The organism is Variovorax sp. 679, assembly GCF_003952185.1.
GTDB lineage: Bacteria > Pseudomonadota > Gammaproteobacteria > Burkholderiales > Burkholderiaceae_C > Variovorax.
This window is the reverse complement of the sequence record NZ_RXFS01000004.1, coordinates 75,653-100,329: the sequence shown is the minus strand read 5'-3', so window position 1 is coordinate 100,329 and position 24,677 is coordinate 75,653. Positions and strand designations below refer to the sequence as shown.

The following is a 24,677-nucleotide window of genomic DNA, read 5'->3' as shown; positions in this document are numbered from 1 at the left end:
TTATAGGAAACGGCCGACGCCGCGCGCCCCGCGCAACTGTTAGGCTGTGCCCGGTATACATTCGTTTCCTTACGTTCATCTTCCCTGCGCGCGCCTTCCGCGCGCCCTTCAGCCAGCAAGCCCTTCAAGACCGTGCCGTCCCGAATCTCTCCTCTACAAATAAGTGCCTACACGGCCACCTCGGCCGTCGGCGTCGGCAAAGACGTGCTGGCCGACGCGCTCGCGCAATCGCGCAGCGGGCTGCGCGCCAACGACTTCGGCGACGCACCGCTGCCCACCTGGATCGGCCGCGTCGACGGGCTCGAGGAGATCCGCCTGCCCGAATCGCTCGCGCAATGGGACTGCCGCAACAACCGGCTCGCCTGGATGGGCCTGCAGGCCGACGGCTTCATCGAGGCCGTAGCCGCGGCGCGCGAGAAGTACGGCGCCTCGCGCATCGCGCTGATCCTGGGCACCTCGACCGCCAGCATCGGCGAGACCGAGCTGGCCTACACCCAGCTCGACGCGCAGGGCATGTTCCCGCCCGGGCAGCGCCGCGCCGCGGTGCACACGCCGCATTCGCTGGCCATGTTCACGCAGCAGCTGCTGGGCATCAGCGGCCCCAGCGAGACCATTTCCACCGCCTGCTCGTCGAGCGCCAAGGTGTTCGCCTCGGCCGAGCGGCTGATCCGCCTGGGCCTGGCCGACGCGGCCGTGGTCGGCGGGGCCGACACGCTGTGCGGCAGCGTGCTGTTCGGCTTCAACTCGCTCGAACTGGTGTCCAGCGAACCCTGCCGGCCCTTCGACGCAGCCCGCAAGGGCATCAGCCTCGGCGAGGCAGCGGGCTTCGCGCTGGTCGAGCGCGTGCAGACCGGCGCCGACGCCGCGCCGCTGCACCTGTTGGGCTACGGCGAGGCCAGCGACGCGCACCACATGTCGACGCCGCACCCCGAAGGCCTGGGCGCCGAGCGCGCGCTCGACGAGGCGCTGGCGCGCGCAGGCCTCGCGCCCGATGCCATCGACTACATCAACATGCACGGCACCGCGAGCCAGAAGAACGACGAGGTCGAGGGCGCGCTGGTGGCGCGCCGCTTCCCGGCACGCACGCACGCCAGCTCGACCAAGGGCTTCATGGGCCACACGCTGGGCGCGGCGGGCATCGTCGAGGCCGTCATCAGCCTGCTGGCCATCGAGCGCGGCCTGATGCCGGGCACCGTCAACACCCACACGCTGGACGAAGGCTTCGGCCCGCAGATCAAGCTGGAGCCGGCGCATGGCGAAGTGCGCTATGCGCTGAGCAATTCGTTCGGCTTCGGCGGCAACAACTGCTCGCTGGTTTTTGGCAAGGCGGCATGAACGACATGAGCCAAGCCTCCGCACGCCCTACTCTCTACATCGAAGGCCCGGCCTTCTGGACGCCCACGCTGCCCGGCTGGGAAGCCGCGCGCGCCGCCTTCCGCGGCGAAGGCACGCTGGCCGATCCGCCCGCGAAGCGCCCGTCGCCGCAGGTGCTGGCGCCCGCCGAGCGCCGCCGCGCGCCCGACACCGTGGCGCTGGCACTCGAGGTGGCCGCGGCCGCCCTCGCCGGCTCGGGCCGCAACGCGGCCGACGTGCCCTGCGTGTTCACGTCGGCGCACGGCGACCTGTCGATCAACGACTACATGTGCAGCACGCTCGCGAGCGATCCGAAGGGGCTGTCGCCCACCAAGTTCCACAACTCGGTGCACAACGCGGCCGTGGGCTACTGGACCATCGGCACCGGCTGCATGGCGGCCAGCAATGCGGTCTCGGCCTATGAGCACAGCTTCGCGTCGGGCCTGCTGGAGGCGGCAGTGCAGTGCGCCTGCGACCAGGAGCCGGTGCTGCTGGTGGGCTACGACGCGCCCACGGTCGGCGCGCTGACCTCGGTCACCGACAGCCGCGGCCTGCTCGCGGTGGCGCTGGTGATCGCCAGCGAACCCACCGAGCGCACCGTGGCAGCGCTCGACTGGTCGCTGGCCAGCGAGGAAAGCGGCGCGGCTCCCGCGGCCTCCCTGCCGCGCTCGGAGGCCGCGAAGTCACTGGCCGAGATCAACCCCATGGCCGCTTCGCTGGGGCTGTTCGAATCGCTGGCACATCTCGATGACGGCAATGTCGACGGCGCGGGCACGCCTGTCGACCTGCCGCTTTCCGCTTCCCTGTCGCTGCGGCTGCAGTTGCGGCCGCACGCGCGGGGCTGAGCCCGCGACCGCTGGAACCGGCGCTATGCTTTTCGCAGCAGCGCAGGTTGACAGGGGTTGTCGAGGTTTACCCAACTTTACGGAGCGTTCAAGCCCTCTTGCTCCCGGTGGACGACCATGAAGCGCATGAGCACCCCCCAACTCCTGATGATCGAAGACGACGCCCGCCTGGCGCAGATGGTGGGCGAATACCTGACGCAGTCGGGCTTCGCGTTCAACCATGCCGGCGACGGCACCGCCGGGCTCGAGCAGCTGCAGCAGCACGCGCCCGACCTGGTGATCCTCGACCTGATGCTGCCCGACACCGACGGGCTTGAAATCTGCCGCCGCATCCGCGCGCTGCCCGGCCCGCTGTCGAAGGTGTCGGTGCTGATGCTCACGGCCAAGGGCGACCCGATGGATCGCATCATCGGCCTGGAGATCGGCGCCGACGACTACCTGCCCAAGCCCTTCGAGCCGCGCGAGCTGCTGGCGCGCATCCGCGCCGTGCTGCGTCGCCGCTCCGAGAACGCCACCGAGACCGAGGCTTCGTCGGTGATGCGCTTCGGCACACTGGAGATCGACCGCAACGCGCGCACCGTGTCGGTGGCCGGCACGCTGGCCGACCTCACCTCCTACCAGTTCGACCTGCTGACGGCGATGGCCGAGCGCGCGGGCCGCGTGCTCACGCGCGACCAGATCATGGAAGCCGTGCGCGGCCGCGAGCTCGAAGCCTTCGACCGCTCCATCGACGTGCACATGGGCCGCATCCGCGCCGCCATCGAGGTCGACGCGAAGAATCCGAAGCGCATCCTCACGGTGCGCGGCGTGGGCTACGTGTTCGCCAAGCAACAGGACTAGAAATGTCTGCCCCCCGGCTTTTCACTCGCTTCGCTCCGTGTAATTCGCCACCCCCCGAGGGGGAGGCGCGGCTCGCCTTGGGGCGGCCCGGCGGCGGCCGCATCGCAACAACATGCTGAATCTCTATTCGCGCCGTCTCTACGTCCGCATCTGGCTCGCGGTGGTGGGTGGCGTCGTGATCCTCACGCTGATGGCCAACTGGATCGTGCGCGAGGCCGCCGAGGCCGAGCGCGAGCGGCTGGCGCCGGTGCCGCGCCACGTGGTGGTGCTCGACGCGCAGGACAAGCCGATCGGCTCGGGCACCGCCCTGCGCGTGCCGGGCCAGGGCCTGGAGTTCGACGTGACGCTGAGCGACGGCAAGGCCATCACGCTGCGCGTGGCGCCGCGCGAGCGGCCCACCGGCACCGGCGGCTTCGCGCCGTGGCGCACGCCCTTCGGCCTGGGCTGGATGATCGCGCTGGTGGGCGTGGCGGTGGCGCTAGGTGTGTACCCGATCGTGCGGCGCATCACGCAGCGGCTGGAATCGCTGCAGCGCGGCGTGCAGCGGTGGGGCGAGGGCGACCTTTCGGTGCGCGTGACAGAAGAAGGGCAGGACGAAGTGGCTGATCTATCCAAACGATTCAACGCGTCGGCCGAGCGCATCGAGCAGCTGGTGCGCTCGCACAAGTCGCTGCTGGCCAACGCATCGCACGAGCTGCGCTCGCCGCTCACCCGCATCCGCATGGGGCTGGAGCTGATGGGCGAGCGCCCGAGCCAGTCGGCGCGCGAGGAGATCTCGCGCAACATCGGCGAGCTCGACCAGCTCATCGACGAGATCCTTCTGGCCAGCCGGCTCGACGCCAGCGAAGCCGACATGGGCACCATCGAGGCCGTGGACCTGACCGGCCTGGCCGCCGAGGAGTGCTCGCAAGTGAGTGCCGAGCTCGACCTGGCCGAAGGCACCGACAACGCCACGCTCACCGTGCCGGGCGTGTCGCGCCTGCTGCGCCGGGCCATCCGCAACCTGCTGGAAAACGCGCGCCGCTACGGCGCCGGCGAGATCGCGGTGGAACTGGGCAGCGCCAACGGCTATGCCACCGTGCGCGTCAACGACCGTGGGCCGGGCGTGCCGCCCGCGCTGCGCGAGCGCATCTTCGAGCCCTTCTACCGCCTGCCCGGTGCCAGCGAGCGCAACGGCGGCGTGGGCCTGGGGCTGGCGCTGGTGAAGTCGATCGCCGAGCGCCACGGCGGCACCGTGCGCTGCGAAGACCGCCCCGGTGGCGGCGCCAGCTTCGTGATCCGCCTGCCAGCGGCCGCGCGCAGCCACTGACACTGCCCCCGTCCCGGCAGTTCGCGGGGATGCCGCGGAACCGGCTTTGCCGGGCCGCAGGCATCGCCCCCGGTGAGGGGGTTGGCGAAGCGACACGAAGTGCGCGAAGCCTGGGGGAGAAGTCAGGTCAGCTCCAAGATGCCAACCTAAAATCCCGCCCCTATGCAGAGATCGCACATCGTTCGGCCCGCGGCCATGTTCTGGGGGCTGGTGGTGTTCATGCCGGTCGGCGTCACCTATCTTTCGGCCATCCTGCTGCTGCTCACCATGCTGGTGGCCGGCGGCCTGGGCGAGCGCTATGCGCGGCTGCGCGCCAACCCGCTGTGGTGGCCGGTGATGGCCTACTTCGCGTGGACCTTCATCGTGCTGGCCATCGGGCAGCACTACCCTGAAACCGGCTCCAACCTGTTCCACGGCATACGCATCGGCCTCACGATGCTGATGGCGATGGCGCTCACGCGCGAGGAGGCCATCTGGGCGCTGCGCGGCTTCCTGCTGATCGCCGCGCTGAACATCCTGCTGGTCATCTTCTTCTACGCGGTGGGCGGCTTCCCCATCTGGTCGCCGCTGCGCGCGGTGGTGATGGAAGTGGGCAACAAGTCGATCAGCAATGCGCTGCTGTTCAGCGTGGTGGCCTCCACCGCCGCCGTGTGGGGCATCGCGCAGATCGCCGCCCACAGGCCGCTGCGCTCCATTCCGGCCTTCGTGCTGATGCTCGGGCTTGGCCTGGTGGTGGCGCTGCCGCTGACCTCGCGCACCTCGGTGCTCGCGCTGCTGCTGGTGATCCCGGTGGTGTGCATCCACCAGTGGCGCAGTCACCTGAAGATGCTGGTGGGCGCGCTGGTGCTGGGTGCCGTGGTGATGGGCGCCGGGCTCTACCAGCTGCCGCAGCTGCAGCGCAAGGTCGAGACCGGTGTGCAGGAAATCGAGGAAGCGCAGGCCGGCGCGGTCTTCAAGGGCAGCTGGGCCATCCGCTACTACATGTACCGCGACACCGGCCGCATGATCGCCGACCGCCCGCTCACCGGCTGGGGCATCGGAGGCTGGACCGACCAGTGGCACAAGCGCGGCCCTGCCCTGCTCGCCGACTCGAACATGCCGCACAACGACTTCCTGTGGGTCGGTTCGCAGGGCGGGCTGCCCGCGCTGCTGAGCCTGCTGGTCATCATGGTGGCCGCCGTCTGGCAGGCATGGAAGCGGCCCGACATCGCGGGCCGCTATGCGTTGGCCGCGACGCTGATCGCGCTGATCGCCTCGAGCGTGAACTCGGCCATGCGCGATGCGCAGATCGGCCTGGCGCTGCTGTTCATCTCGATGGTCTACCTGCGGCTGGCACAGGAGAAAAATGACCCGCACCCGTGGCGCGACCTGTTGCCGTCGCGCATGGGGAAGGACATCACCGACCCGGCCGCCTGAAGCGCATCAGGCGGGACCGGCAGCCTCGGGGGCCGGCGATTCAGCGGCTCAGTGCCGCGACGACACCACTTCGCCGGCCTTCAGCCGGTACACCGTGCCGCAATACGGGCACTTGGCCTCGCCGGTGCGCGCCACGTCGAGGTACACCTTCGGGTGGCTGTTCCAGAGCTTCATGTCGGCCTTGGGGCTGGGGCAGAACACGCCGCCCTGATGATTGAGCTCCTTGGCCAGGAGTTCGACTACTGCATTGGTGGACATGGGTTCTCTTCTTCTCAGACTTTCGTGAGCCAGTGTGCGTACTTGGGGTTCTTGCCGTTCACGATGTCGAAGAAGGCCGCCTGGATCTTCTCGGTGATCGGGCCACGGGCGCCGCCGTCGCCGCGGTTGCCGATCTCGACGCGGTCGAGTTCGCGGATGGGCGTGACTTCGGCGGCCGTGCCGGTGAAGAAGGCTTCGTCTGCGACGTAGACCTCGTCGCGCGTGATGCGCTTTTGCACCAGCTCCAGGCCCAGGTCCTTGCACACGTGCAGGATGGTGTTGCGCGTGATGCCGTTGAGCGCGCCGGCCGACAGGTCGGGCGTGTAGACCACGCCGCCCTTGACCACGAAGATGTTCTCGCCCGCGCCTTCCGACACGAAGCCGCTCGCGTCGAGCAGCAGCGCCTCGTCGTAGCCGTCGTCCAGGGCTTCCATGTTGGCCAGGATCGAGTTGGTGTAGTTGCTCACCGTCTTGGCCTGCGTCATCGTGATGTTGACGTGGTGGCGGGTGTAGCTCGAGGTCTTCACGCGGATGCCGCGCTTCATGCCCTCTTCGCCCAGGTAGGCGCCCCAGGACCATGCCGCGACCATGGCGTGGATCTTGTTGCCCTTGGGGCTCACGCCCAGCTTCTCGGAGCCGATCCAGATCAGCGGGCGCAGGTAGCAGCTCTCGAGCTTGTTCTCGCGCACCACCTGTTTCTGGGCCTCGTTGAGCTGTTCCTGCGTGAAGGGGATCTTCATGCGCAGGATCTTGGCGCTGTTGAACAGGCGCTCGGTGTGCTCCGCCAGGCGGAAGATCGCCGTGCTGCCGTCGGCCGTCTTGTAGGCGCGCACGCCCTCGAAGGCGCCGCAGCCGTAGTGCAGCGTGTGGCTCAGCACGTGGATCTTGGCGTCGCGCCAGTCCACGAGTTCGCCGTCCATCCAGATCTTGCCGTCACGGTCGTCCAGCGAGGGGGGGATCGAGCTCATTTCCTGATTCCTTTGTTTGGGAAGCGGTGTGGGGGTGGTGCGACGGAGGAGGGAAGTCGCAAAAGCTTGCGATTTTACGGCGGCGGAGTTTCCGGGGTGCCCGACAATGGCCGGCTGTCCAAACCGATGGAAAAAGGGTTTCCGTGTCCGTATTCAAGAACGTCATCGTCTATCGCATCGAACCCGCCTGGTCCCAGACACTGGCCGAGGCGGAAGAAGGGCTCGGCAAGCAGCGCTTCGTGCCCTGCGGCCCCTCGCAGGAAAAGTCCGCCGGCTGGATCGAGCCACGCGGAGAAGCCAACGGCCCGCTGGTGGAGTCCATCGACGGCCAGTGGCTGGTCGAATACATGATCGAGAGCAAGCAGGTTCCCGGCTCGGTAGTGCGCCGCAAGGTCGACGAGCGCTGCGCCCAGATCGAGGCCACCACCGGCCGCAAGCCCGGCAAGAAGGAAAAGAAGGAGCTCAAGGAAGACATCACCCTGGAGCTGCTGCCCATGGCCTTCACCCGCAGCGCGCGCGTGACGGTGTGGATCGACAAGGCCGAGAACCGCCTCGTGATCAACAGCGGCAACGCATCGCGCGCCGACGAAGTGGTCACCAGCCTCGTGAAGTCGCTCGACGGCTTTGCAGTGGCCCTCATCAACACGCAGATCGAGCCCGCCGCAGCCATGGCCAACTGGCTGCTGACGCAGGAGCCGCCAGCCGGCTTCACCATCGACCGCGAGTGCGAGCTCAAGGCGGGCGACGACTCCAAGGCCGTGGTGCGCTACGCCAAGCACCCGCTGGACATCGACGAGGTGAAGCAGCACATCACCGACGGCAAGCGCCCCACACGCCTCGCGCTGACCTGGGACGACCGCGTGTCCTTCGAGCTGACGCATGGCCTGCTGATCCGCAAGATCGCCTTCCTCGAAGGCACGGGCGACGGCGCGGCCGGCGGCAAGAAGGAAGACAACTTCGACGCCGACGTGGCCATCGCCACGGGCGAACTGGGCCAGCTGGTGCCCGCGCTGCTCGATGCGCTGGGCGGCGAGGCGGCCTTCTCGGCGGCAGTGCCGGACGAGGCGCCGAAGCCTGCTGCCGCTACTCAGCCAGAGGCGACAGCAGGGGCCGAAACGGAAGACGCGCCGTTCTGAGGCCGTCGCGGCTCAGGCAACGAGATAGCTCTGAGCCAGCCGCACCCAGCAGGCCGCGCCCAGCGGCAGCACCTGGTCGTTGAAGTCGTAGCCGGGGTTGTGCACCATGCAGCCCCCGAACTCGCCCTCCCCGTTGCCGAGCAGCAGATAGCAGCCCGGCAGCGCGTCGAGCATCCAGGCGAAATCCTCGCTGCCCGAGAAGCCCTTGGGCGCTTTCCTGACGACGTTCTCCTCGCCCACCAGTTCGGCGCACACCCGCGCGGCCAGCTCCGTCTCGGCCGCGGTGTTGACCACCGGCGGCACCAGCGCGCGGTAGTCGATCTCGGCTTCCACGCCGTGCGCCTGCGCGGTGAGGCTCACGATCTCGCGGATGCGCTGCTCGACCAGCGCGCGCGTCTCGGGCCGCGCCGCGCGCACGTTCAGCCCCAGAGACACCGACTGCGGAATCACGTTGTGCGTCGCGCCGCCGCGGATGAAGCCGACCGACACCACCGCCGTGTCGTCGGGCGCCACATTGCGCGCCACCACCGTCTGCAGCGCCGTCACCACCGCGGCGGCGGCAGCGACCGGGTCGCGTGCGCGATGCGGCATGGCGCCATGACCGCCCACGCCCTTGATGGTGACGTCGGCCACGTCGGACGACAGCGTGACCGGCCCCTCGATCGCCATCATCGTGCCCACCGGCACGCCCGGCGCGTTGTGCAGCGCGTACACCGCATCGCAGGGGAAGCGCTCGAACAGGCCGTCGGCGATCATCGCGCGCGCGCCGCAGAGATTCTCTTCGTCGGGTTGGAAGATCAGGTTCAGCGTGCCGTCGAAATTGCGCGCCGTCGCGAGCGCCTTGGCCGCGGCCAGCAGGATGGCCGTGTGGCCGTCGTGCCCGCAGGCGTGCATGCGCCCGGCGTTGCGGCTCGCATACGGCAGGCCGGTGGCCTCGACGATGGGCAGCGCGTCCATGTCGGCGCGGATGCCGAGGCGGCGCGTGCCGCTGCCGAGCTTCAGCTGCGCCACGATGCCGGTACGGCCGATGCCGGTGTGCACCTCGTAGCCCCAGCTGCGCAGCAGGTTGGCGACGAGTTCGCTGGTGGCGCTCACCTCGAAGCCGAGTTCGGGGTTGGCGTGGATCTGGCGGCGGATGTCGACGAAGGCCTGCGTGTCGACGTCGGCCTGCGGGAGCAGGCGCGAAAGGAGTTTCGTGGTCTGGGGGCTGAGTTCGCGGGTCATCTTGGAAAGGGTCCGTTCTCGGTAAGGTTCAATCGATCGATCGGTCAGCCGGCCTTGCGCTCGCGCAGGCTCAGCAGCGCGCACAGGCTCAACACCCCGCAGACCATCATGTAGAAGGCCGGCGACAGCGGGTTGTCCGTCTTCGCGAGCAGCCAGGTCACGATGAACTGCGAGGAGCCGCCGAACACCGTCACGCCCACGCTGTAGATCACCGAGATGCCGCTGGCCCGCACGCCGGCCGGCAGCATCTCGAGCAGCATCAGGAACATCGGCGTGGTGCCGATGTTCACGCTCGCGGTCAGCAGCGCCGACAGCGCCAGCACCAGCGGCACGCTCGGGTAGTGGCTGATGACCCAGAACACCGGGCCGACTGCGATCACGCTGAAGAGCAGCGAGCCGATCACCAGAGGCTTGCGATTGGGCAGCCTGTCGGCCAGCCGCCCCGCCACCAGCGACACGACGAACAGCGTGATGCCCGTGACGCAGCCCGACAGCAGCGACAGCGACGGCGGCATGTGCAGCACGCGGATCATGTAGGTGGGCATGAAGAACACCACGAGGTACATCGTGGCCGTGCCCGCCGTGGTGGCGAGGATGCCTTTCAGAACCGTGCCGCCGTGCTCGCGCAGCAGGCGCCCGATGGGGCTGGATTCGTTGCTGTCGGCGGTGTGCGTCTCCTCGAGATGCGCGCGGATGTAGAGGCCCACGGGCGCGATCAGCAGCCCGAGCAGGAAGGGCAGCCGCCAGCCCCAGCTCTCGAGCGACGCCTGCGGCAGCGCGGCATACAGCGCGGCGCCCGTGAGCGCGCCCAGCAGCGCCGACACGCCCTGGCTCGCGAGCTGCCAGCTCACGCGGAAGCCCCGACCCTTGACGCCGCCCGCTTCCATCAGCATCGACGTGGCCGCGCCCACCTCGCCGCCGAGCGAGAAGCCCTGCAGCAGGCGGCCCGCGAGGATCATCAGCGAGCCGAACACGCCGGCCGACGCATAAGGCGGCGCGAGCGCGATGCACAGCGTGCCGAGCACCATGAGGCCGATGGTCAGCGTCATCGCCGCCTTGCGGCCCTTGCGGTCGGCATAGTTGCCGATGATCACACCGCCCAGCGGACGCATCACGAAGCCGATGCCGAAGGTGGCCACCGCGAGCAGCAGCGAGCCGTAGGGGCTGTCGGAGGGGAAGAACAGCTTGCCGATCAGCAGCGAGAAGAAGCTGTAGACGGTGAAGTCGTACATCTCCAGCGCGTTGCCCAGCGAGCAGGCGGCGATCAGGCGGAACTGGCTCTGCTTTCCCTTGCCCTGCACGGCATGGGGTGCATGGGCGGCGGCTGGTGAAGAGCCCCCGATCGGGCTTGCGGGCAATGCGGCTTCGCTCATCTAATGTCACTCCACGTACGGTTTGCGGGGGGCGGTCGGCCCGTTCGCGGCGGAGTATTCAGGCAAAGCGCTGCGGCGAAGAATCACAAATTTTCATGCTGATAACCAAACGGCATCCCCGTCATAAACAGGCACCGGAAGCCATCGGGAGAACCACCAAGACGCCTCTTTCCGGCAGATCGGCACCACGATGAAGCTGCAACAGTTGCGCGTCCTGCTGGCCGTGGCACAGCACGGCAGCATCCACGAGGCCTCGCGCAGCCTGCACACCACGCAGCCCGCGCTGTCGAAGGCCATCTCGGAACTGGAGCGCGAGCTTGGCGTGACGCTGATGTCGCGCTCCACGCGCGGCGTGAGCCTCACGCCCTACGGCGTGGCGCTGGTCAAGCGCGCGAGCCTGGTCGAGCAGGAGCTGAGGCACGCGCTGGAAGACATCGAGGCGATCCGCGGGCATGACGAGGCGCAGCTCAACATCGGCTTCACCGCGGTGGCGTCGAGCGGGCCGCTGCCCGATGCGATGGCGTCGTTTCGCCAGCGCTTTCCCAATGTGGCGCTGCGCGGCTTCGAGCAGAGGCCGCAGCAGATCTTCGAGGGGCTGCGCGAAGGCCGGCTCGACCTGGGCCTGGTCTCCACCTGCAACGGACCGGGCACCAACGCCTTTCAGTGGGAGCCACTTTTCTCGGTGGCGATGCACCTCAGCGTGCGCGCCGGGCATCCGCTGCGCCGCGTGCGCAAGCTGCAGCCTCTGCTCGATGCCGACTGGCTGGTGCTCGACCCCATCGACGATGCCGGAAGCCCGCTGGTGAGCACGATGAACATGCACGGGCTGGAAATGCCGCGGCGCATGGTGCACAGCGCCTCGAACCTGCTGGGCCTGCAGCTGGCCACGCAGACCGACCTGATCAGCATGTGGTCGGATTTCGTCTTCCATGGCGCGGGGCCGCTGCGGCTGCAGCCCGGCCTGCTCGAGAAGCTGTCGATCACCGATGCGCTGCCGGACTTCGACGTGTTCCTGGTCTACCGCTCCGCCGACCTCATGACGCACGTGTGCACAGAGTTCGTGAAGGAGGCGCGCCACCACGCGAAGGCGAATCCGCCGTGGCGACAGCTGAGGGGCAAGGCGGGCACGGGCTGATCTCCGGTATCAGGCCGAGGGAGTCTGCGTGCCGTCGTCTTCGGGCGCCGTCTCGGGCCGCGTCATCGTCCAGCTCTGCAGCTTGCCGCCGTTGAACACGGTGTCGACATACGAGCCGCCGCCGTCGGTCCAGCGGTAGTGCTCGGGCTGCTCGTCCTTGGGCGAGCGCAACTCGCCGAGGGCGCGCGTCATCGCGATCACGTGCATCAGCGTCACGCCCGGCTTGAGCTTGGCATTGAGCATCACCGCGCTGCCCACATAGCCCACCGGGCGTTCGGCCGCGCGCTTGAGCACCTGCATCGCGCGATTGAAGTGCAGCAGCAGGAACATCACGATCGCGCCGCCGGCCAGGGCGACACCGCCCCATCCGCCGCTGCGCCAGGCCAGCCCCAGGATGACGATGGCGCCCACGGGCACCAGAAATTTCTTGAAATTCATGCCGCGCATTGTCGCTGGCCGGCAATTCGCGGCCGGCATGGGCCTCAGGCCGGCCCGCGAATACCGATGCAGTTGCCCCACGGGTCGCGCACCTGGCACATGCACTGGACGCCCTGCGGGTCGTCGAGCCGCAGCGGGCCGCGGTACAGCACCGCTCCGGCGCCCTCGAAGCGGCGCAGCGCGGCATCGAAGTCGTCGACAGCCCAGTACACGACCGATCCCGACGCGCCCGAGCCGACCTTCTCGTCGCCGGGAACGATCTCGAGCAGGACCCCGTGCACCGACAGGCATTCGAACACCGGCGTGCCGATGCGGACGCGGACGGCCTCGCCCGCGAACGCCGCTTCGTACCAGCGCAGCGCCGCCTCCACGTCGGGGACATGGACCATGACGGCGGCAATCGGAAAAGGCATCGGCTTCATTCGGGGAACGGTGATCGGGGCGCCATTCTGCCGGCGTGCCCCGAGCCGTCGCGGTAGCGGCCGTGGCTACCGCCGGGCGCGCAAGGCGGTACTCACCGCGAAAGGCGCAGGCAACGACGGGAAGAGCCGGCACATTTCGCCGCACGGGCATCTGCCCGGGCCACTGAAAAGCGTATGACCATTCCGCGTTCCGTCACTTTCGTTCGTCTCACCCTCGCCGCCACGCTCACGGCCGCCGCGCTCAGCGGCTGCTACGTCGTGCCGCTCGGACAACCCGCTCCAACGGCGCCGCCTTCGCAGGCCTATGCCGTCGCACCGGGCCCGATCGCGCAGACCTTCAGCGCGCGGCTGTATCCGTCGAATGCCGAAGCCTCGCGCTACGGCGTCGTGGCGGGCACCGTGACCAACGACATGAACGGCCGCGGCCACTTCAACGCGCAGATCGGCGGCGAGCAGTTCCAGGGAGAGGCGACCCGGGTCGCAGGGGGCGCGCGGGGCACCGGCGTGGCGAACGCCACCGGCAGCCGCGGCGGCAACCTGAGTTGCCAGTACGCGATGAACTCGGCCACATTGGGCAGCGGTCAATGCGTGCTCAACGGCGGTCCGGCGTTCACCATGCATATCGGGGGATAGGGAGGCTAGGCCCGGCGCGCCACCGTGCGCGCCGGGTGTTTTTTCCGGCGCGCCGCGCCGGCCCGATCAGGACACGAGCTGCCGCATCTTGCGCCGCAGCTCGCGCTCGCGCTTCTGCTCCGCGTTCCAGTCGTCGCGGATGGCCAGCGTGACCGACAGCGCCATCAGCAGGATCACGAAGGCGAACGGCAGCGCGAACACGATGGTCGCCGTCTGTATCGCCTTGAGGCCGCCCGCGAAGAGCAGGCTGAGCGCGATGGCCGCCACCAGCACGCCCCAGGTGATCTTCACGCGGGCCGGCGGATTCGGGTTGCCGCCGGTGCTCATGGTGCCCAGCACCAGCGTCGCGGAATCGCCCGAGGTCACGAAGAACACGAACACCAGCAGCGTCGCGACCATCGACAGCAGCATGCCCGCGGGCATCGCCTTGAACATCACGAACATGGCAGTCGACACGTCGGCCTTCACCGCCTCGACCAGCGGCACGCCCTGGAAGATCTGGAAGTTGAGCGCCGCGCCGCCGAACACCGAGAACCATGCGAAGCCCACCAGCGTGGGTGCGATCACGGTGCCCAGGATGAACTGGCGGATCGTGCGGCCGCGCGACACGCGCGCGATGAACAGCCCCACGAACGGCGACCACGCCAGCCACCAGGCCCAGTAGAAGAGCGTCCAGTCGCCCACCCACGAGCTGTTGCGGAAGGGGTTCATGCGCAGGCTCATGCGCACGAACTCGGCGATGTACGCGCCCAGCGTGTTGGTGAAGGTCTCGACGATGGCCACCGTCGGCCCCACGACCAGAACCACGAGCGCCAGCAGCGCCGCCACCACCAGGTTGCCCGTCGACAGCCACTTCACGCCGCGCTCGACGCCGGTGACGGCCGAGGTGATGAACAGCACCGTCGTCACCACGATGATCGTCGCCTGCATGGTCTTGCCGATGCTCAGGCCGAAGGCCGCGTGCAGCCCGCTGTTGATCTGCGTCGCGCCCATGCCGAGCGAGGCCGCCACGCCGAAGGCCGTGGCCACCACCGCCAGCACATTGAAAGCCGGCGAGAGCCGCTGCACGAGCCGCCAGGGCAGTGCCTCGGTGGCCGAGCTCACCAGCGGCAGCGCCTTGCGGCGGAAGCTGAAGAAGGCGATCGACAGGCCCACGATGCCGTAGATGGCCCAGGGATGCAGCCCCCAGTGGAAGAAGGCGTAGCGCATGGCCACGCCGGCGGCGTCGGGCGTCAGCGCGACCACGCCCGGCGGCGGGTTCGCGTAGTGCGAGACAGGCTCGGCCACGCCCCAGAACACCAGCCCGATGCCCATGCCCGCCGCGAACAGCATCGCGAACCAGGCGCCGATGGAGAACTCGGGCTCGTCGTCTTCATCGCCCAGCTTCAGGTCGCCGTAGCGGCTGAAGGCCAGGAAGAAGGCCAGCACCACCAGCCCCAGCACCACCCACAGGTAGAACCAGCCGAAGTTGCGCGTGATGCCGGCCAGCGCGGTGCTGAACACGCTGTCGAGCGTGGCCGGCGAAACCAGCCCCCACAGGACCACCACGGCGATCAGGCCGGCGGAAACGACGAGTTGCATGGCTTGGCTCCTCTCTTGGGGGACCGGTGCGGTCCGTCGATGGGGTCAGTCGAGGCGGCGGACCACTTCCATCGCCTCTTCGATGCGGTCGACCGCGTGGATCGTCAGCCCTTCGATTTCCTTCGCACCCTTGCGCGGCGCATTGGCCTTGGGCACCACCGCCACGCTGAAGCCCAGCTTGGCGGCCTCGCGCAGGCGCTCCTGCCCGCGCGGCGCGGGGCGCACTTCGCCGGCCAGGCCCACTTCGCCGAATGCGATGAAGCCCTTGGGCAAAGGCTTGCCGCGCAGGCTCGATGTGATGGACAGCATCACGGCCAGGTCGGCCGCGGGCTCGCTGATGCGCACGCCGCCCACCGCGTTGACGAACACGTCCTGGTCCATGCAGGCCACGCCCGCATGGCGATGCAGCACGGCCAGCAGCATCGCGAGGCGGTCGCGGTCCAGGCCCACCGACAGGCGGCGTGGGCTCGGCCCGCCGTTGTCGACCAGCGCCTGGATTTCCACCAGCATCGGCCGCGTGCCTTCGAGCGTGACCAGCACCACGCTGCCGGGAACGGGTTCGGCATGCTGGCTCAGGAAGATCGCGCTGGGGTTGGTCACGCCCTTCAGGCCGCGCTCGGTCATGGCGAACACGCCGATCTCGTTGACCGCGCCGAAGCGATTCTTGATGGCACGCACGAGACGGAAGCTCGAATGCGTGTCGCCCTCGAAGTACAGCACCGTGTCGACCATGTGCTCCAGCACGCGCGGACCGGCGAGCGCGCCCTCTTTCGTGACGTGGCCCACCAGCACCACGGCCGTGCCGCTGGTCTTGGCGAAGCGCGTGAGATGCGCCGCGCATTCGCGCACCTGCGCCACCGAGCCTGGGGCCGAAGTGAGCTGGTCGGAGTAGACCGTCTGGATCGAGTCGATCACCGCGATGGCCGGGCGCGTGGCGTCGAGCGTGGCGATGATCTTCTCCAGCTGGATCTCGGCCAGCACCTGCACCTGCGAGTGGTCGAGGCCGAGCCGCCTGGAGCGCAGCGCCACCTGCGAGCCGCTTTCCTCGCCGGTGACGTAGAGCGCGTTCTGCCCCGCGTGCTGCAGCGCATCGACCGCCTGCAGCAGCAGCGTCGACTTGCCGATGCCCGGGTCGCCGCCGATCAGCGTGACGCCGCCGGAGACGATGCCGCCGCCCAGCACGCGGTCGAGCTCGTCGATGCCGGTGGGCGTGCGCGCGACGTCGGTCGCCTCGATCTCGGAGAGCGTCGTGAGCTCCGACGCGCCCGCGAGCGAGGCGAACTGCGTGCCGAAGCGATTATTGGCGGGCGCATTGCCCGCGCCCGCGACCTGCTCGATGAGTGTGTTCCAGGCTCCGCAGCTGGGGCATTTGCCGAGCCACTTCGGGCTGGTGCCGCCGCATTCGCTGCAGACGAAGAGTGTTTTGTCCTTGGCCATCCTTCGAGTTTAGGTGGCCGGGCGGGCGATGCCCCCGTCAGTCGTTCGCCTGGAAGTTCACCGCCTTCATGATCGCCGACCATCGCGCCGTGTCCTCGCGCATCGTCTTCAGCAGCGCCTCGGGACCGTCGGCCACCGGATACATGCCGTTCTGCAGCAGCTGCTGGCGCACCTCGCGCGAGTTCACCGCGCGCGTGAACTCGGCGCGCAGCTGGTCGAGCACCGGCTTCGGCGTTTTCAATGGCGCGTAGTAGGCGAACCATGCGGTCGCCACCACGTCCTTCAGGCCGCTCTCGACGAAGGTGGGCATGGCGGGCATCAGCGGCGAACGCTTCTCGCCGCTGGTGGCGATCACCTTGACGCGGCCGCTGGGCAGCATCTGCAGCGCGCCGCCCACGGTGTCGAAGTAGGCCGGCACGGTGCCGCCCATCACGTCCTGGCGCGCCGGCGTGGAGCCGCGGTAGGGCACGTGCACCATCGAGAGGCCCGCCGAGCGGTTGAGCATCTCGCCGAGGAAGTGCGAAGGCGTGCCCGCGCCGTACGACGCGAAGCTCACGCCGCCCGGCTGCTTGCGGGCCCACGCGATGAACTCGGCCACCGTGTTGGCCGGAACGTCCTTGTGCACCACCAGCGCGAGCTCGAAGCGCGCGGCGTTGATGATGGGCTGGAAGTCCTTGATCGGGTCGTACGACAGGTTCCTGTAGGCGCTCGGGAACATGGTCATCATGCTGGCCGTGCCCAGCAGCAGCGTGTGGCCGTCGGGCGCGGCTGTCTTCACGGCCTCCACCGCGATGCGCCCGGCAGCGCCGGAGCGGTTGTCGACGATGAGCGGGCCCAGCGAGTCGCGCACCTGCTGCGCGATGGCGCGCGTGAGCACGTCCTGCGTGCCGCCGGCGGGCACGCCGATCAGCACGCGGATCGGTGTGCCCGGCACGATCGCCTGCTGTGCCTGCACGGTTGCCGCCAGCGGCGCGAGGGCCATGCCGCCGAGCACGGCCAGCGCGCGGCGGCGACCTGGCTGGTGCAGGAACTGCGGGTCTGTCGTCATCTGTCTCGTCTCCGTTCTTTCTTGTCTGCGTTGCCTGCGCGGCGCGATGGATCGCGGCCACTGTAGAGCGCCGACAATTGGTTCATCTAATCAATCATTGCCCGGGCAAACCCTATGCCGATGCACGCCCAGCCGCGCACGCTCGACGACCTGCTGCTCTACCGAACCAGCCGGCTGCTGTCGGTGGCGGGCAGCATGGTGATCCGGCTGTGCGAGGGGCGCTTCGGCATCACGCGGCGCGAATGGCGGCTCATCGCCACGCTGGCGGGCAACGGCACGCTGGGCTCGTCGCAACTGGCCGAACACGCGCAGCTCGACAGGGCGCGCACCTCGCGCGCGGTGAGCTCGCTGGTCGACAAGGGCCTGGTCTCACGCGAGCAGCCCGCCGGCGACCGGCGCCACGTGCGCCTGTGCCTGACCTCGGCGGGCACGAAGCTCCACGCGGAGCTCTATCCGCTGGTCTGCGCGATCAACACCGAACTGCTGGGCGCGCTGGACACCGCCAAGGTCGCGCTGCTCGACGACATGCTGCAGCGCCTGCATGCGCGCGGCGAGGCGATGGTCGCGTCGGCCGACCTGCCCAAGGCCGACCGGCGCCGCCGCGAGCCACCCGCCGCGCGCTGAAGCAAGCCGCACGGCTCATCCGTGCATACCCTAGGTTTTGAAATCGATCGAAACAGCCCACTAGGAAAGCCTCGACGATTCATTTAACATGTTAAGTAATTTCGGAAGAGACAAGCCTTGAGCACGACATTCACTCATCGCAACTTGCCGCGCCTGCTGCTGCAGGCGCGCGAAGCCGTGATGGCCCACACCCGGCCCAGCCTGCGCGAGCACGCGCTGTCCGACCAGCAATGGCGCGTGCTGCGCGTGCTGGGCGAGCACGGCGCGGTCGACACCGGCCGCGTCGCGCGCGAGGCCTTCATCCTCGGGCCCAGCCTCACCGGCGTGCTCGCGCGCATGGAGCGCGACAACCTCATCACCCGCGCGCGCGATCCGGCCGACCAGCGCCGCACCGTGGTCGAGGCCACGCCGCACGGCATGAAGCTGGTGAAGCGCCTCGGAACCAGCATCGAGGCCCACTACGACTGGATGGAAAAGTCCCTCGGCAAGGCCAAGCTCGCGCAGCTCTACGGGCTGCTCGACGAACTGATCGCACTGGAACAACCTCAATGAGCGCCAGCCCGCACTACCTTCCCACCGGCACCGTGTACGGCACGCTGCTGAACTTCCGCGCCGAGGTGGAGGCGCTCGCGCCGCAGATGACGCAGCCGCCCTACAAGGCGCCGCCGAAGGCACCCGTGCTCTACGTGAAGACGGCCAACACCTGGAGCCCGCACGGCAATGCCATCACCGTGCCCGCCGCGGTGCCCGAGGTGGAAGTCGGCGCGAGCATCGGCATGGTGATCGGCGCCGAGGGCGACGTCGAAGGCTTCGTGCTGATGAACGACCTGTCGATTCCGCACGCGAGCTTCTTCCGCCCGCCGGTCAAGTTCAAGTGCGTCGATGGCTTCCTCGGCATCGGCCCCGTGCTGCGCGACGCGCAGGAAGTGGCCGACCCCGCCAGCTTCCGCGTCGAGGTGCGCATCAACGGCGAGCTGAAGCAGTCGCTCGACTTCTCACAGCTAGTGCGCCCCGCGCAGCAACTGCTGGCCGACGTCGGCGAATTCATGACGCTCGCGCACGGCGACGTGCTGATGCTCGGCTGCGGCCACGGCCGTCCGCTGGCACGCGCGGGCGACCGCATCGACATCTCCGCACCGGGCTTCGAAACCCTGAGCAACACGCTGGCGAAGGAAGCCGCATGAAGCACGCACGCGTCATCTTCGAAGGCCGTGAACACACCGGCACCAGCCACGAATTCAACGGCCAGCCCGATGCGGCCGTGCGGCTGGACGACGGCCGCGTCGTGCCGCAGGAACAGCTCGTATGGCTGCCGCCGCTCGCGCCGACCGCGCGCCCGCGCACCATCCTCGCCCTGGGCCTGAACTACGCCGACCACGCCAAGGAACTCGAGTTCAAGGCGCCCGAAGAGCCGCTGGTGTTCGTCAAGGGCCAGAGCACACTGATCGGCCACCGCCAGCACACGCACCGCCCCGCCGGCGTGCAGTTCATGCACTACGAATGCGAGCTCGCCATCGTGGTCGGCAAGACGGCAAAGAACGTGAAGCGCGACGACGCCTACGACTTCATCGGCGGCTACACGGTGGCCAACGACTACGCCATCCGCGACTACCTCGAGAACTGGTACCGACCCAACCTGCGCGTGAAGAACCGCGACACCTGCACGCCGCTGGGCCCCTGGTTCGTGGACGCGGCCGACATCGCCGACCCGATGGCGCTCGCGCTGCGCACCACCGTCAACGGCACGGTCACGCAGCAGGGCAACACGCGCGACATGATCTTCGACGCGCCTTTCCTCATCGAGTACTTCAGCCGCTTCATGACGCTCTCGCCGGGCGACCTGATCCTCACCGGCACGCCCGACGGCGTGGTCGACTGCAAGCCGGGCGACGTGGTCGTCACCGAGATCGAAGGCATCGGCGCGCTGGTCAACACCATCGCGGCCGCCTGAGCCGGCGCGCTGTCACGGCGCGCCTTTTTTCCTTGCCATATCCATAACCAGATCAGCGGAGACAACACGACATGATCACCGGCAGAAAACTCCTCCAGTTCACCGCAGCCGCTCTGGCGCTGGCCGTCTCGGCCACCGCCGTCGCGCAGACCGCCTACCCCGCCAAGCCCGTGCGCTGGGTGGTCGGCTACCCGGCCGGCGGCGGCACCGACTTCCTCGCGCGCACCGTGGGCGCGCAGGTCTCGCAACAGATGGGCCAGCCGGTGCTGGTGGACAACCGCCCCGGCGCGGGCGCGATCATCGCTTCGGAGAACGTCGCGCGCTCGCCGGGCGACGGCTACACCGTGTTCTCCGCCGACAACGGCGTGCTGGTCTACAACCCCGCGCTCTACAAGAAGCTGCCCTACGACGCCGAGAAAGACTTTGCGCTCGTCGGCATGATGGGCCGCTCGCCGCTCATCATCACGGCCGCGCCCAACGCGGGCATCGCCGATGCGAAGGCGCTGCTGGCCGCGCTCAAGGCCTCGCCCGGCAAGTACAGCATCGCGACGCCGGGCACCGGCAGCCCGCATCACCTCGCCTACGAACTGTTCCAGCGCGAGGCCGGCGTGTCCATGCTGCACGTGCCGTACAAGGGCGGCGCCCCGGCCCTGCAGGACCTGATGGGCGGACAGGTCGCGCTGATGATGCTCGACCTGCCCAGCGGCGTGAGCGCGGTCAAGGCCGGCAAGGTGATCCCGCTCTTGGCCATGTCGGGCGAGCGCGTGCCGCAGCTGCCCAACGTTCCCACCGCCAAGGAACTCGGCTTCGCCAACGTCGAGGCCTACACATGGCAAGGCCTCGTGACGCCCGCGGCCACTCCGAAGGAAGTGCAGGCGAAGCTGGGCAGCGAACTTCAGAAGGCCATGGCCGATGCCGGCGTGAAGCAGAGGCTCTACGACGCCGGCTGGGAGGCACGCCCCGCCGACGCCGCCGAAATGACGCGCTACACCGACTCGGAGCGCAAGAAATGGCACGCCCTCATCAAGGCGCGCGACATCAAACTGGATTGATTGAACCGGACTCTCTTCATGCAACAGATCGACCATCTCATCGGCGGCAAGTCCGTCAAGGGCACGGACTACTTCGAGACCGTCAACCCCGCCACGCAGGAAGTGCTGGCCGAAGTCGCCTCGGGCGGCGAAGCCGAAGTCAACGCCGCGGTGGCCGCCGCGAAGGAAGCCTTCCCCAAGTGGGCCGGCATGCCCGCGCCCGAGCGCGCGAAGCTGATCCGCAAGCTCGGCGACCTGATCGCGAAGAACGTGCCCGAGATCGCGCAGACCGAAACCAACGACTGCGGCCAGGTCATCGTGCAAACGGGCAAGCAGCTGGTGCCGCGCGCGGCCGACAACTTCTACTACTTCGCCGAGATGTGCACGCGCGTGGACGGCCACACCTACCCCACGCCCACGCACCTGAACTACACGCTGTTCCATCCGGTGGGCGTGTGCGCGCTCATCAGCCCGTGGAACGTGCCCTTCATGACGGCCACCTGGAAGGTCGCGCCCTGCCTGGCCTTCGGCAACACCGCCGTGCTGAAGATGAGCGAACTCTCGCCGCTGACGGCCGCGCGCCTCGGTGAGCTGGCGCTGGAAGCGGGCATTCCGCCCGGCGTGCTGAACCTGGTGCACGGCTATGGCAAGGAAGCCGGCGAGCCGCTGGTGGCGCACCCCGACGTGCGCGCCATCTCGTTCACCGGCTCCACCGCCACCGGCAACCGCATCGTGAAGAGCGCGGGCCTGAAGAAGTTCAGCATGGAGCTCGGCGGCAAGAGCCCCTTCGTGATCTTCGAAGACGCCGACCTCGACCGCGCGCTCGACGCGGCCGTGTTCATGATCTTCAGCAACAACGGCGAGCGCTGCACGGCCGGCTCGCGCATCCTGGTGCAGCAGTCGATCTATGCCGACTTCGCCACGAAGTTCGCCGAGCGCGCGAAGCGCATCACGGTGGGCGACCCGCTGGACGAGAAGACCATCGTCGGCCCGATGATCTCGCAGGCCCACCTGGCCAAGGTGCGCAGCTACATCGAGCTGGGCCCGAAGGAAGGCGCGACGCTGCTGTGCGGCGGGCTGGAAGCGCCGTCGAACCTGCCCGACCGCGTGAAGAAGGGCAACTACGTCGCTCCCACCGTGTTCGCCGACGTCGACAACCGCATGAAGATCGCGCAGGACGAGATCTTCGGCCCGGTCGCCTGCCTGATTCCCTTCAAGGACGAGGCGCACGCCATCGAACTGGCCAACGACATCCAGTACGGCCTGAGCAGCTACGTGTGGACCGAGAACATCGGCAAGGCCCACCGCGTGGCCGCCGCCGTGGAGGCCGGCATGTGCTTCGTCAACAGCCAGAACGTGCGTGACCTGCGCCAGCCCTTCGGCGGCACCAAGGCATCGGGCACGGGCCGCGAAGGCGGCACCTGGAGCTACGAGGTGTTCTGCGAGCCGAAGAACGTGGCGGTGTCGCTGGGCTCGCACCACATTCCGCACTGGGGCGTGGCGTGAGCATGCACCGCCGCACGCTGCTGCAAGGCGCGGCCGCCCTCGCGGCCCTGCCCTCGCTGGCACGCGCGCAGGGCAACTGGCCCGCCAAGCCGGTCCGCGTGATCGTGCCCTTCACGCCCGGCGGCACCACCGACTTCGTCGCGCGCCTCGTCGGCACCGAGCTGTCGAAGACGCTGGGCCAGCCGGTGATCGTCGACAACAAGCCCGGCGCGGGCACGGTGATCGGCGTGGACGCCGCCGCAAAGGCCGCGCCCGACGGCTACACCTTCGTCTGCGTGGCCAACAGCTTCACGGCCAACCAGACGCTGATCCGCAAGCTGCCCTACGACACGCAGAAGGACCTGCGCCCCGTGGCGCTCATGGGCATGTCGGAGCACGTGCTCGCCACGCCCCCCAACAGCGGCCTGAAGACGCTTGCCGACCTGCGCAACGCCGCCAAGGCCAAGCCGGGCACCCTGAGCTTCGCCTCCTTCGGCAACGGCACCTCGGCCCACCTCTCGGGGGAGATGCTGAAGCTGCAGATGGGCCTGGACATCGTGCACGTGCCCTACAAGGGCCAGGGCCCGGCGCTCACCGACCTGCTCGGCGGGCAGGTGACGATGATGTTCGGCAACTGGCCCGAGTTCCGCGGCCACATCCAGAGCGGCAAGCTGGTGGCGCTGGGCATGGCGACCGCGCAGCGCTCGCAGTACGCGCCGGCCATACCCACACTGGCCGAACAGGGTGTGCCCATCGAGTCCAATTCGTGGAACGGCCTGCTGGCCCCGGCCGGCACGCCCGACGCCATCGTGCAGCGCATGAACGCAGAGGTGAACCGCGCGCTCGCGAGCCCCACCGTGACCGATGCCTTCCAGAAGGGCGGCATCGCCTCGCTGTCGGGCACGCCGGAGCGCTTCGCGGCCTTCATCCAGAGCGAGATCGCGAAGTACGGCGACGTGATCCGCAAGGCCAACATCCAGATCGAGGGCTGAACGATGAGCCTCTATGCGATGCAGAAGTTTTTGTTCGCGCTCAATCGCGAGCAGGAAGTGCAGCGGCGCTATGCCGAAGGCGGCGCAACGCGCGCGGCGCTGCTGGGCGCCTACGACTTCACGGACGAGGAACGCGAGGCCATCGACACCGGCGACATCGGCAAGCTCTACGTGCTCGGCTGCAACGGCCAGCTGCTGATGCACTTCGCACCGCTGCTCGGGATTCCATGGGCGGACTACCTCGAGGCCATGCGCGAAGGTGTGCGCAAGTACGGCCCGGTGCGCGCCGGCATCTACGCAATGACAACGGGTACAGACGAAAAGGTGGCAGGCGTATGAGCTTGGTATTCGCAGGCGTGTGCAGCCACGCCCCCGGCATCACCGGCCGCGCGCATCTTGCCGACCCTGCCGTGAAGGACGAGTTCCACGCGCAGTTCCATCGCTTCGGCGAGGCGATGCGCGCGACGAAGCCCGACGCGGTGATCGTGATCGCCGCCGAGCATTTCGCGAACTTCTTCATGAACAACATGCCGGCCTATGCGATCGGCATGGCCGACAGCTACGAGGGCCCGATCGAAGACCCGAAGTGGCTGGGCATCGAGAAGCACCGCATCCCGGGCGACGCCGCGCTGTCGCAGCGGCTGATCCGCGAGGTGATGCAGACGGTGGACGTGGCCTATGCCGAGGAGTGGAAGTTCGACCACGGCATCATGGTGCCGCTGAACTTCCTCACGCCGGAGTTCGACACCAAGGTCATTCCCGTGAACATCAACTGCCAGGGCCCGCCGCTCACGCCGCTGCACCGCGCCTGGGCTTTCGGCGAGGCATTGCGCCGCGCGTGCGACAAGGTGCCGGAACGCATCGCGCTGGTGGGCACGGGCGGCATCTCGCACTGGCCGGCCACGCCCGACTCGGGCAAGGTCAACGCCGAGTGGGACGCCGAGTTCATGCGCCGCTGGTGCGCCAACGACCGCGAGGCGCTGCTCTCGCAGGACGACTACGGCGACGAGGCCACCTACCGCGAAGCGGGCCAGGGCGGCTTCGAGATCCGCACCTTCATCAGCGTGGCGGCCGCCGCGCGCGGCAAGGGCGAGATCTTCCACATGAAGGCGATCCCGATCTTCGCGGTGACCTGCACGGCCGCGACGATGTCGGTGGAATGAACACAGAGCAGCACC

Annotated in this window: 26 protein-coding genes; 17 read left to right on the top strand and 9 right to left on the bottom strand. The window is 68.6% G+C overall.

All coding sequences use genetic code 11. From position 1 onward, the window contains the following. The first annotated feature begins 132 nt into the window (after positions 1 to 132). The 5 genes from EJO71_RS10935 to EJO71_RS10915 all read left to right on the top strand — a co-directional run bounded on the left by EJO71_RS10935 (position 133) and on the right by EJO71_RS10915 (position 5,763). Complete coding sequence (locus tag EJO71_RS10935) at positions 133 to 1,335, top strand: beta-ketoacyl-[acyl-carrier-protein] synthase family protein (RefSeq protein WP_125948741.1); 1,203 nt, start codon at positions 133 to 135, stop codon at positions 1,333 to 1,335. Positions 1,336 to 1,340: 5 nt separating this feature from the next. Then, on the top strand, positions 1,341 to 2,198 hold the full coding sequence (locus EJO71_RS10930) for a beta-ketoacyl synthase chain length factor (protein WP_240651360.1): 858 nt from the start codon (positions 1,341 to 1,343) through the stop codon (positions 2,196 to 2,198). A 117-nt stretch (positions 2,199 to 2,315) separates the two neighbouring features. After that, positions 2,316 to 3,038, top strand: a complete 723-nt coding sequence (locus EJO71_RS10925) for a response regulator transcription factor (RefSeq protein WP_125948739.1) — start codon at positions 2,316 to 2,318, stop codon at positions 3,036 to 3,038. 112 nt (positions 3,039 to 3,150) lie between these two features. Continuing rightward, on the top strand, positions 3,151 to 4,347 hold the full coding sequence (locus EJO71_RS10920) for an ATP-binding protein (RefSeq protein WP_125948738.1): 1,197 nt from the start codon (positions 3,151 to 3,153) through the stop codon (positions 4,345 to 4,347). A 162-nt stretch (positions 4,348 to 4,509) separates the two neighbouring features. After that, the gene (locus EJO71_RS10915; protein WP_240651359.1) at positions 4,510 to 5,763 is read left to right on the top strand and encodes an O-antigen ligase family protein; all 1,254 of its coding nucleotides are present in this window, start codon (positions 4,510 to 4,512) and stop codon (positions 5,761 to 5,763) included. 48 nt (positions 5,764 to 5,811) lie between these two features. On the opposite strand, the gene EJO71_RS10910 is transcribed toward EJO71_RS10915, so the two are convergent. Both EJO71_RS10910 and EJO71_RS10905 read right to left on the bottom strand, forming a co-directional pair. Then, complete coding sequence (locus tag EJO71_RS10910) at positions 5,812 to 6,021, bottom strand: zinc-finger domain-containing protein (protein WP_093206858.1); 210 nt, start codon at positions 6,019 to 6,021, stop codon at positions 5,812 to 5,814. 14 nt (positions 6,022 to 6,035) lie between these two features. Further along, positions 6,036 to 6,989: a branched-chain amino acid transaminase gene (locus EJO71_RS10905; RefSeq protein ID WP_125948737.1), complete on the bottom strand. Its 954-nt coding sequence runs from the start codon at positions 6,987 to 6,989 to the stop codon at positions 6,036 to 6,038. Positions 6,990 to 7,132: 143 nt separating this feature from the next. On the opposite strand from EJO71_RS10905, the gene EJO71_RS10900 reads away from it, so the two are divergent. Further along, the gene (locus tag EJO71_RS10900; protein ID WP_125948736.1) at positions 7,133 to 8,125 is read left to right on the top strand and encodes a recombination-associated protein RdgC; all 993 of its coding nucleotides are present in this window, start codon (positions 7,133 to 7,135) and stop codon (positions 8,123 to 8,125) included. Between the two features lie 12 nt (positions 8,126 to 8,137). Here EJO71_RS10900 and EJO71_RS10895 read toward each other — a convergent pair whose 3' ends face one another. Together EJO71_RS10895 and EJO71_RS10890 are read right to left on the bottom strand one after the other, a co-directional pair. After that, the gene (locus EJO71_RS10895) at positions 8,138 to 9,349 is read right to left on the bottom strand and encodes a M20 aminoacylase family protein (protein ID WP_125948735.1); all 1,212 of its coding nucleotides are present in this window, start codon (positions 9,347 to 9,349) and stop codon (positions 8,138 to 8,140) included. Between the two features lie 44 nt (positions 9,350 to 9,393). Beyond that, positions 9,394 to 10,722, bottom strand: coding sequence for an MFS transporter (locus tag EJO71_RS10890; protein ID WP_125948734.1), 1,329 nt, complete (start codon positions 10,720 to 10,722; stop codon positions 9,394 to 9,396). Positions 10,723 to 10,912: 190 nt separating this feature from the next. Between EJO71_RS10890 and EJO71_RS10885 the strand changes: the two genes are divergently transcribed. Next, entirely contained in the window at positions 10,913 to 11,857 is a 945-nt protein-coding gene (locus tag EJO71_RS10885; protein ID WP_125948733.1) for a LysR family transcriptional regulator, read from the top strand. 9 nt (positions 11,858 to 11,866) lie between these two features. Here EJO71_RS10885 and EJO71_RS10880 read toward each other — a convergent pair whose 3' ends face one another. Together EJO71_RS10880 and EJO71_RS10875 are read right to left on the bottom strand one after the other, a co-directional pair. Beyond that, complete coding sequence (locus EJO71_RS10880; RefSeq protein ID WP_125948732.1) at positions 11,867 to 12,304, bottom strand: glycerate kinase; 438 nt, start codon at positions 12,302 to 12,304, stop codon at positions 11,867 to 11,869. A 35-nt stretch (positions 12,305 to 12,339) separates the two neighbouring features. Beyond that, positions 12,340 to 12,708, bottom strand: a complete 369-nt coding sequence (locus EJO71_RS10875; RefSeq protein WP_125948731.1) for a VOC family protein — start codon at positions 12,706 to 12,708, stop codon at positions 12,340 to 12,342. Positions 12,709 to 12,891: 183 nt separating this feature from the next. Between EJO71_RS10875 and EJO71_RS10870 the strand changes: the two genes are divergently transcribed. Then, on the top strand, positions 12,892 to 13,350 hold the full coding sequence (locus tag EJO71_RS10870; RefSeq protein ID WP_125948730.1) for a hypothetical protein: 459 nt from the start codon (positions 12,892 to 12,894) through the stop codon (positions 13,348 to 13,350). A gap of 66 nt (positions 13,351 to 13,416) precedes the next feature. Here the strand turns inward: EJO71_RS10870 and EJO71_RS10865 are convergent, their stop codons facing one another. From EJO71_RS10865 to EJO71_RS10855, 3 genes are read right to left on the bottom strand one after another with little or no spacing between them, the layout of a single operon-like run. Beyond that, positions 13,417 to 14,931, bottom strand: coding sequence for a BCCT family transporter (locus EJO71_RS10865; RefSeq protein WP_125948729.1), 1,515 nt, complete (start codon positions 14,929 to 14,931; stop codon positions 13,417 to 13,419). Positions 14,932 to 14,976: 45 nt separating this feature from the next. Further along, positions 14,977 to 16,368, bottom strand: a complete 1,392-nt coding sequence (gene radA / locus EJO71_RS10860) for a DNA repair protein RadA (RefSeq protein ID WP_125948728.1) — start codon at positions 16,366 to 16,368, stop codon at positions 14,977 to 14,979. Positions 16,369 to 16,405: 37 nt separating this feature from the next. Next, on the bottom strand, positions 16,406 to 17,416 hold the full coding sequence (locus EJO71_RS10855; RefSeq protein WP_125948727.1) for a tripartite tricarboxylate transporter substrate binding protein: 1,011 nt from the start codon (positions 17,414 to 17,416) through the stop codon (positions 16,406 to 16,408). A 114-nt stretch (positions 17,417 to 17,530) separates the two neighbouring features. Here EJO71_RS10855 and EJO71_RS10850 point away from each other — a divergent pair, with 114 nt between their 5' ends. The 9 genes from EJO71_RS10850 to EJO71_RS10810 all read left to right on the top strand — a co-directional run bounded on the left by EJO71_RS10850 (position 17,531) and on the right by EJO71_RS10810 (position 24,662). Further along, the gene (locus tag EJO71_RS10850) at positions 17,531 to 18,040 is read left to right on the top strand and encodes a MarR family transcriptional regulator (protein ID WP_125948726.1); all 510 of its coding nucleotides are present in this window, start codon (positions 17,531 to 17,533) and stop codon (positions 18,038 to 18,040) included. A gap of 117 nt (positions 18,041 to 18,157) precedes the next feature. Continuing rightward, on the top strand, positions 18,158 to 18,592 hold the full coding sequence (gene hpaR / locus EJO71_RS10845; protein WP_125948725.1) for a homoprotocatechuate degradation operon regulator HpaR: 435 nt from the start codon (positions 18,158 to 18,160) through the stop codon (positions 18,590 to 18,592). Further along, on the top strand, positions 18,589 to 19,224 hold the full coding sequence (locus EJO71_RS10840) for a fumarylacetoacetate hydrolase family protein (RefSeq protein WP_125948724.1): 636 nt from the start codon (positions 18,589 to 18,591) through the stop codon (positions 19,222 to 19,224). Before hpaR ends, EJO71_RS10840 begins: the two co-directional genes overlap by 4 nt. Beyond that, a complete protein-coding gene (locus tag EJO71_RS10835) occupies positions 19,221 to 19,991 on the top strand; it encodes a fumarylacetoacetate hydrolase family protein (RefSeq protein WP_125948723.1) in 771 nt (256 codons plus the stop codon). Before EJO71_RS10840 ends, EJO71_RS10835 begins: the two co-directional genes overlap by 4 nt. Positions 19,992 to 20,062: 71 nt before the next feature. Continuing rightward, positions 20,063 to 21,043 carry a tripartite tricarboxylate transporter substrate binding protein gene (locus EJO71_RS10830; RefSeq protein WP_125948722.1) on the top strand — a complete coding sequence of 327 codons (981 nt, stop codon included), beginning with the start codon at positions 20,063 to 20,065 and terminating at the stop codon, positions 21,041 to 21,043. An 18-nt stretch (positions 21,044 to 21,061) separates the two neighbouring features. Next, positions 21,062 to 22,528, top strand: a complete 1,467-nt coding sequence (gene hpaE, locus EJO71_RS10825) for a 5-carboxymethyl-2-hydroxymuconate semialdehyde dehydrogenase (protein WP_125948721.1) — start codon at positions 21,062 to 21,064, stop codon at positions 22,526 to 22,528. A gap of 2 nt (positions 22,529 to 22,530) precedes the next feature. Beyond that, on the top strand, positions 22,531 to 23,499 hold the full coding sequence (locus tag EJO71_RS10820) for a tripartite tricarboxylate transporter substrate binding protein (RefSeq protein ID WP_125949152.1): 969 nt from the start codon (positions 22,531 to 22,533) through the stop codon (positions 23,497 to 23,499). Positions 23,500 to 23,502: 3 nt separating this feature from the next. Continuing rightward, a complete protein-coding gene (locus tag EJO71_RS10815; protein ID WP_056588131.1) occupies positions 23,503 to 23,838 on the top strand; it encodes an aromatic ring-opening dioxygenase LigA in 336 nt (111 codons plus the stop codon). Further along, positions 23,835 to 24,662, top strand: a complete 828-nt coding sequence (locus EJO71_RS10810) for an extradiol ring-cleavage dioxygenase (RefSeq protein WP_125948720.1) — start codon at positions 23,835 to 23,837, stop codon at positions 24,660 to 24,662. The genes EJO71_RS10815 and EJO71_RS10810 overlap by 4 nt, the downstream gene beginning before the upstream one ends. Positions 24,663 to 24,677 lie beyond the last annotated feature (15 nt).

Bases quoted from the DNA above. Each gene is read 5' to 3' on its own strand.
- EJO71_RS10930 (WP_240651360.1), top strand. From the start codon at position 1,341: ATGAGCCAAGCCTCCGCACGCCCTACTCTCTACATCGAAGGCCCGGCC.
- EJO71_RS10840 (WP_125948724.1), top strand. From the start codon at position 18,589: ATGAGCGCCAGCCCGCACTACCTTCCCACCGGCACCGTGTACGGCACG.
- hpaE (WP_125948721.1), top strand. From the start codon at position 21,062: ATGCAACAGATCGACCATCTCATCGGCGGCAAGTCCGTCAAGGGCACG.
- radA (WP_125948728.1), bottom strand. From the start codon at position 16,368: ATGGCCAAGGACAAAACACTCTTCGTCTGCAGCGAATGCGGCGGCACC.
- EJO71_RS10810 (WP_125948720.1), top strand. From the start codon at position 23,835: ATGAGCTTGGTATTCGCAGGCGTGTGCAGCCACGCCCCCGGCATCACC.
- EJO71_RS10815 (WP_056588131.1), top strand. From the start codon at position 23,503: ATGAGCCTCTATGCGATGCAGAAGTTTTTGTTCGCGCTCAATCGCGAG.
- EJO71_RS10850 (WP_125948726.1), top strand. From the start codon at position 17,531: ATGCCGATGCACGCCCAGCCGCGCACGCTCGACGACCTGCTGCTCTAC.
- EJO71_RS10835 (WP_125948723.1), top strand. From the start codon at position 19,221: ATGAAGCACGCACGCGTCATCTTCGAAGGCCGTGAACACACCGGCACC.
- EJO71_RS10870 (WP_125948730.1), top strand. From the start codon at position 12,892: ATGACCATTCCGCGTTCCGTCACTTTCGTTCGTCTCACCCTCGCCGCC.
- EJO71_RS10885 (WP_125948733.1), top strand. From the start codon at position 10,913: ATGAAGCTGCAACAGTTGCGCGTCCTGCTGGCCGTGGCACAGCACGGC.
- EJO71_RS10820 (WP_125949152.1), top strand. From the start codon at position 22,531: ATGCACCGCCGCACGCTGCTGCAAGGCGCGGCCGCCCTCGCGGCCCTG.
- EJO71_RS10880 (WP_125948732.1), bottom strand. From the start codon at position 12,304: ATGCGCGGCATGAATTTCAAGAAATTTCTGGTGCCCGTGGGCGCCATC.
- EJO71_RS10890 (WP_125948734.1), bottom strand. From the start codon at position 10,722: ATGAGCGAAGCCGCATTGCCCGCAAGCCCGATCGGGGGCTCTTCACCA.
- EJO71_RS10855 (WP_125948727.1), bottom strand. From the start codon at position 17,416: ATGACGACAGACCCGCAGTTCCTGCACCAGCCAGGTCGCCGCCGCGCG.
- EJO71_RS10905 (WP_125948737.1), bottom strand. From the start codon at position 6,989: ATGAGCTCGATCCCCCCCTCGCTGGACGACCGTGACGGCAAGATCTGG.
- EJO71_RS10920 (WP_125948738.1), top strand. From the start codon at position 3,151: ATGCTGAATCTCTATTCGCGCCGTCTCTACGTCCGCATCTGGCTCGCG.
- EJO71_RS10910 (WP_093206858.1), bottom strand. From the start codon at position 6,021: ATGTCCACCAATGCAGTAGTCGAACTCCTGGCCAAGGAGCTCAATCAT.
- EJO71_RS10895 (WP_125948735.1), bottom strand. From the start codon at position 9,349: ATGACCCGCGAACTCAGCCCCCAGACCACGAAACTCCTTTCGCGCCTG.
- EJO71_RS10865 (WP_125948729.1), bottom strand. From the start codon at position 14,931: ATGCAACTCGTCGTTTCCGCCGGCCTGATCGCCGTGGTGGTCCTGTGG.
- EJO71_RS10830 (WP_125948722.1), top strand. From the start codon at position 20,063: ATGATCACCGGCAGAAAACTCCTCCAGTTCACCGCAGCCGCTCTGGCG.
- EJO71_RS10875 (WP_125948731.1), bottom strand. From the start codon at position 12,708: ATGCCTTTTCCGATTGCCGCCGTCATGGTCCATGTCCCCGACGTGGAG.
- EJO71_RS10915 (WP_240651359.1), top strand. From the start codon at position 4,510: ATGCAGAGATCGCACATCGTTCGGCCCGCGGCCATGTTCTGGGGGCTG.
- EJO71_RS10925 (WP_125948739.1), top strand. From the start codon at position 2,316: ATGAAGCGCATGAGCACCCCCCAACTCCTGATGATCGAAGACGACGCC.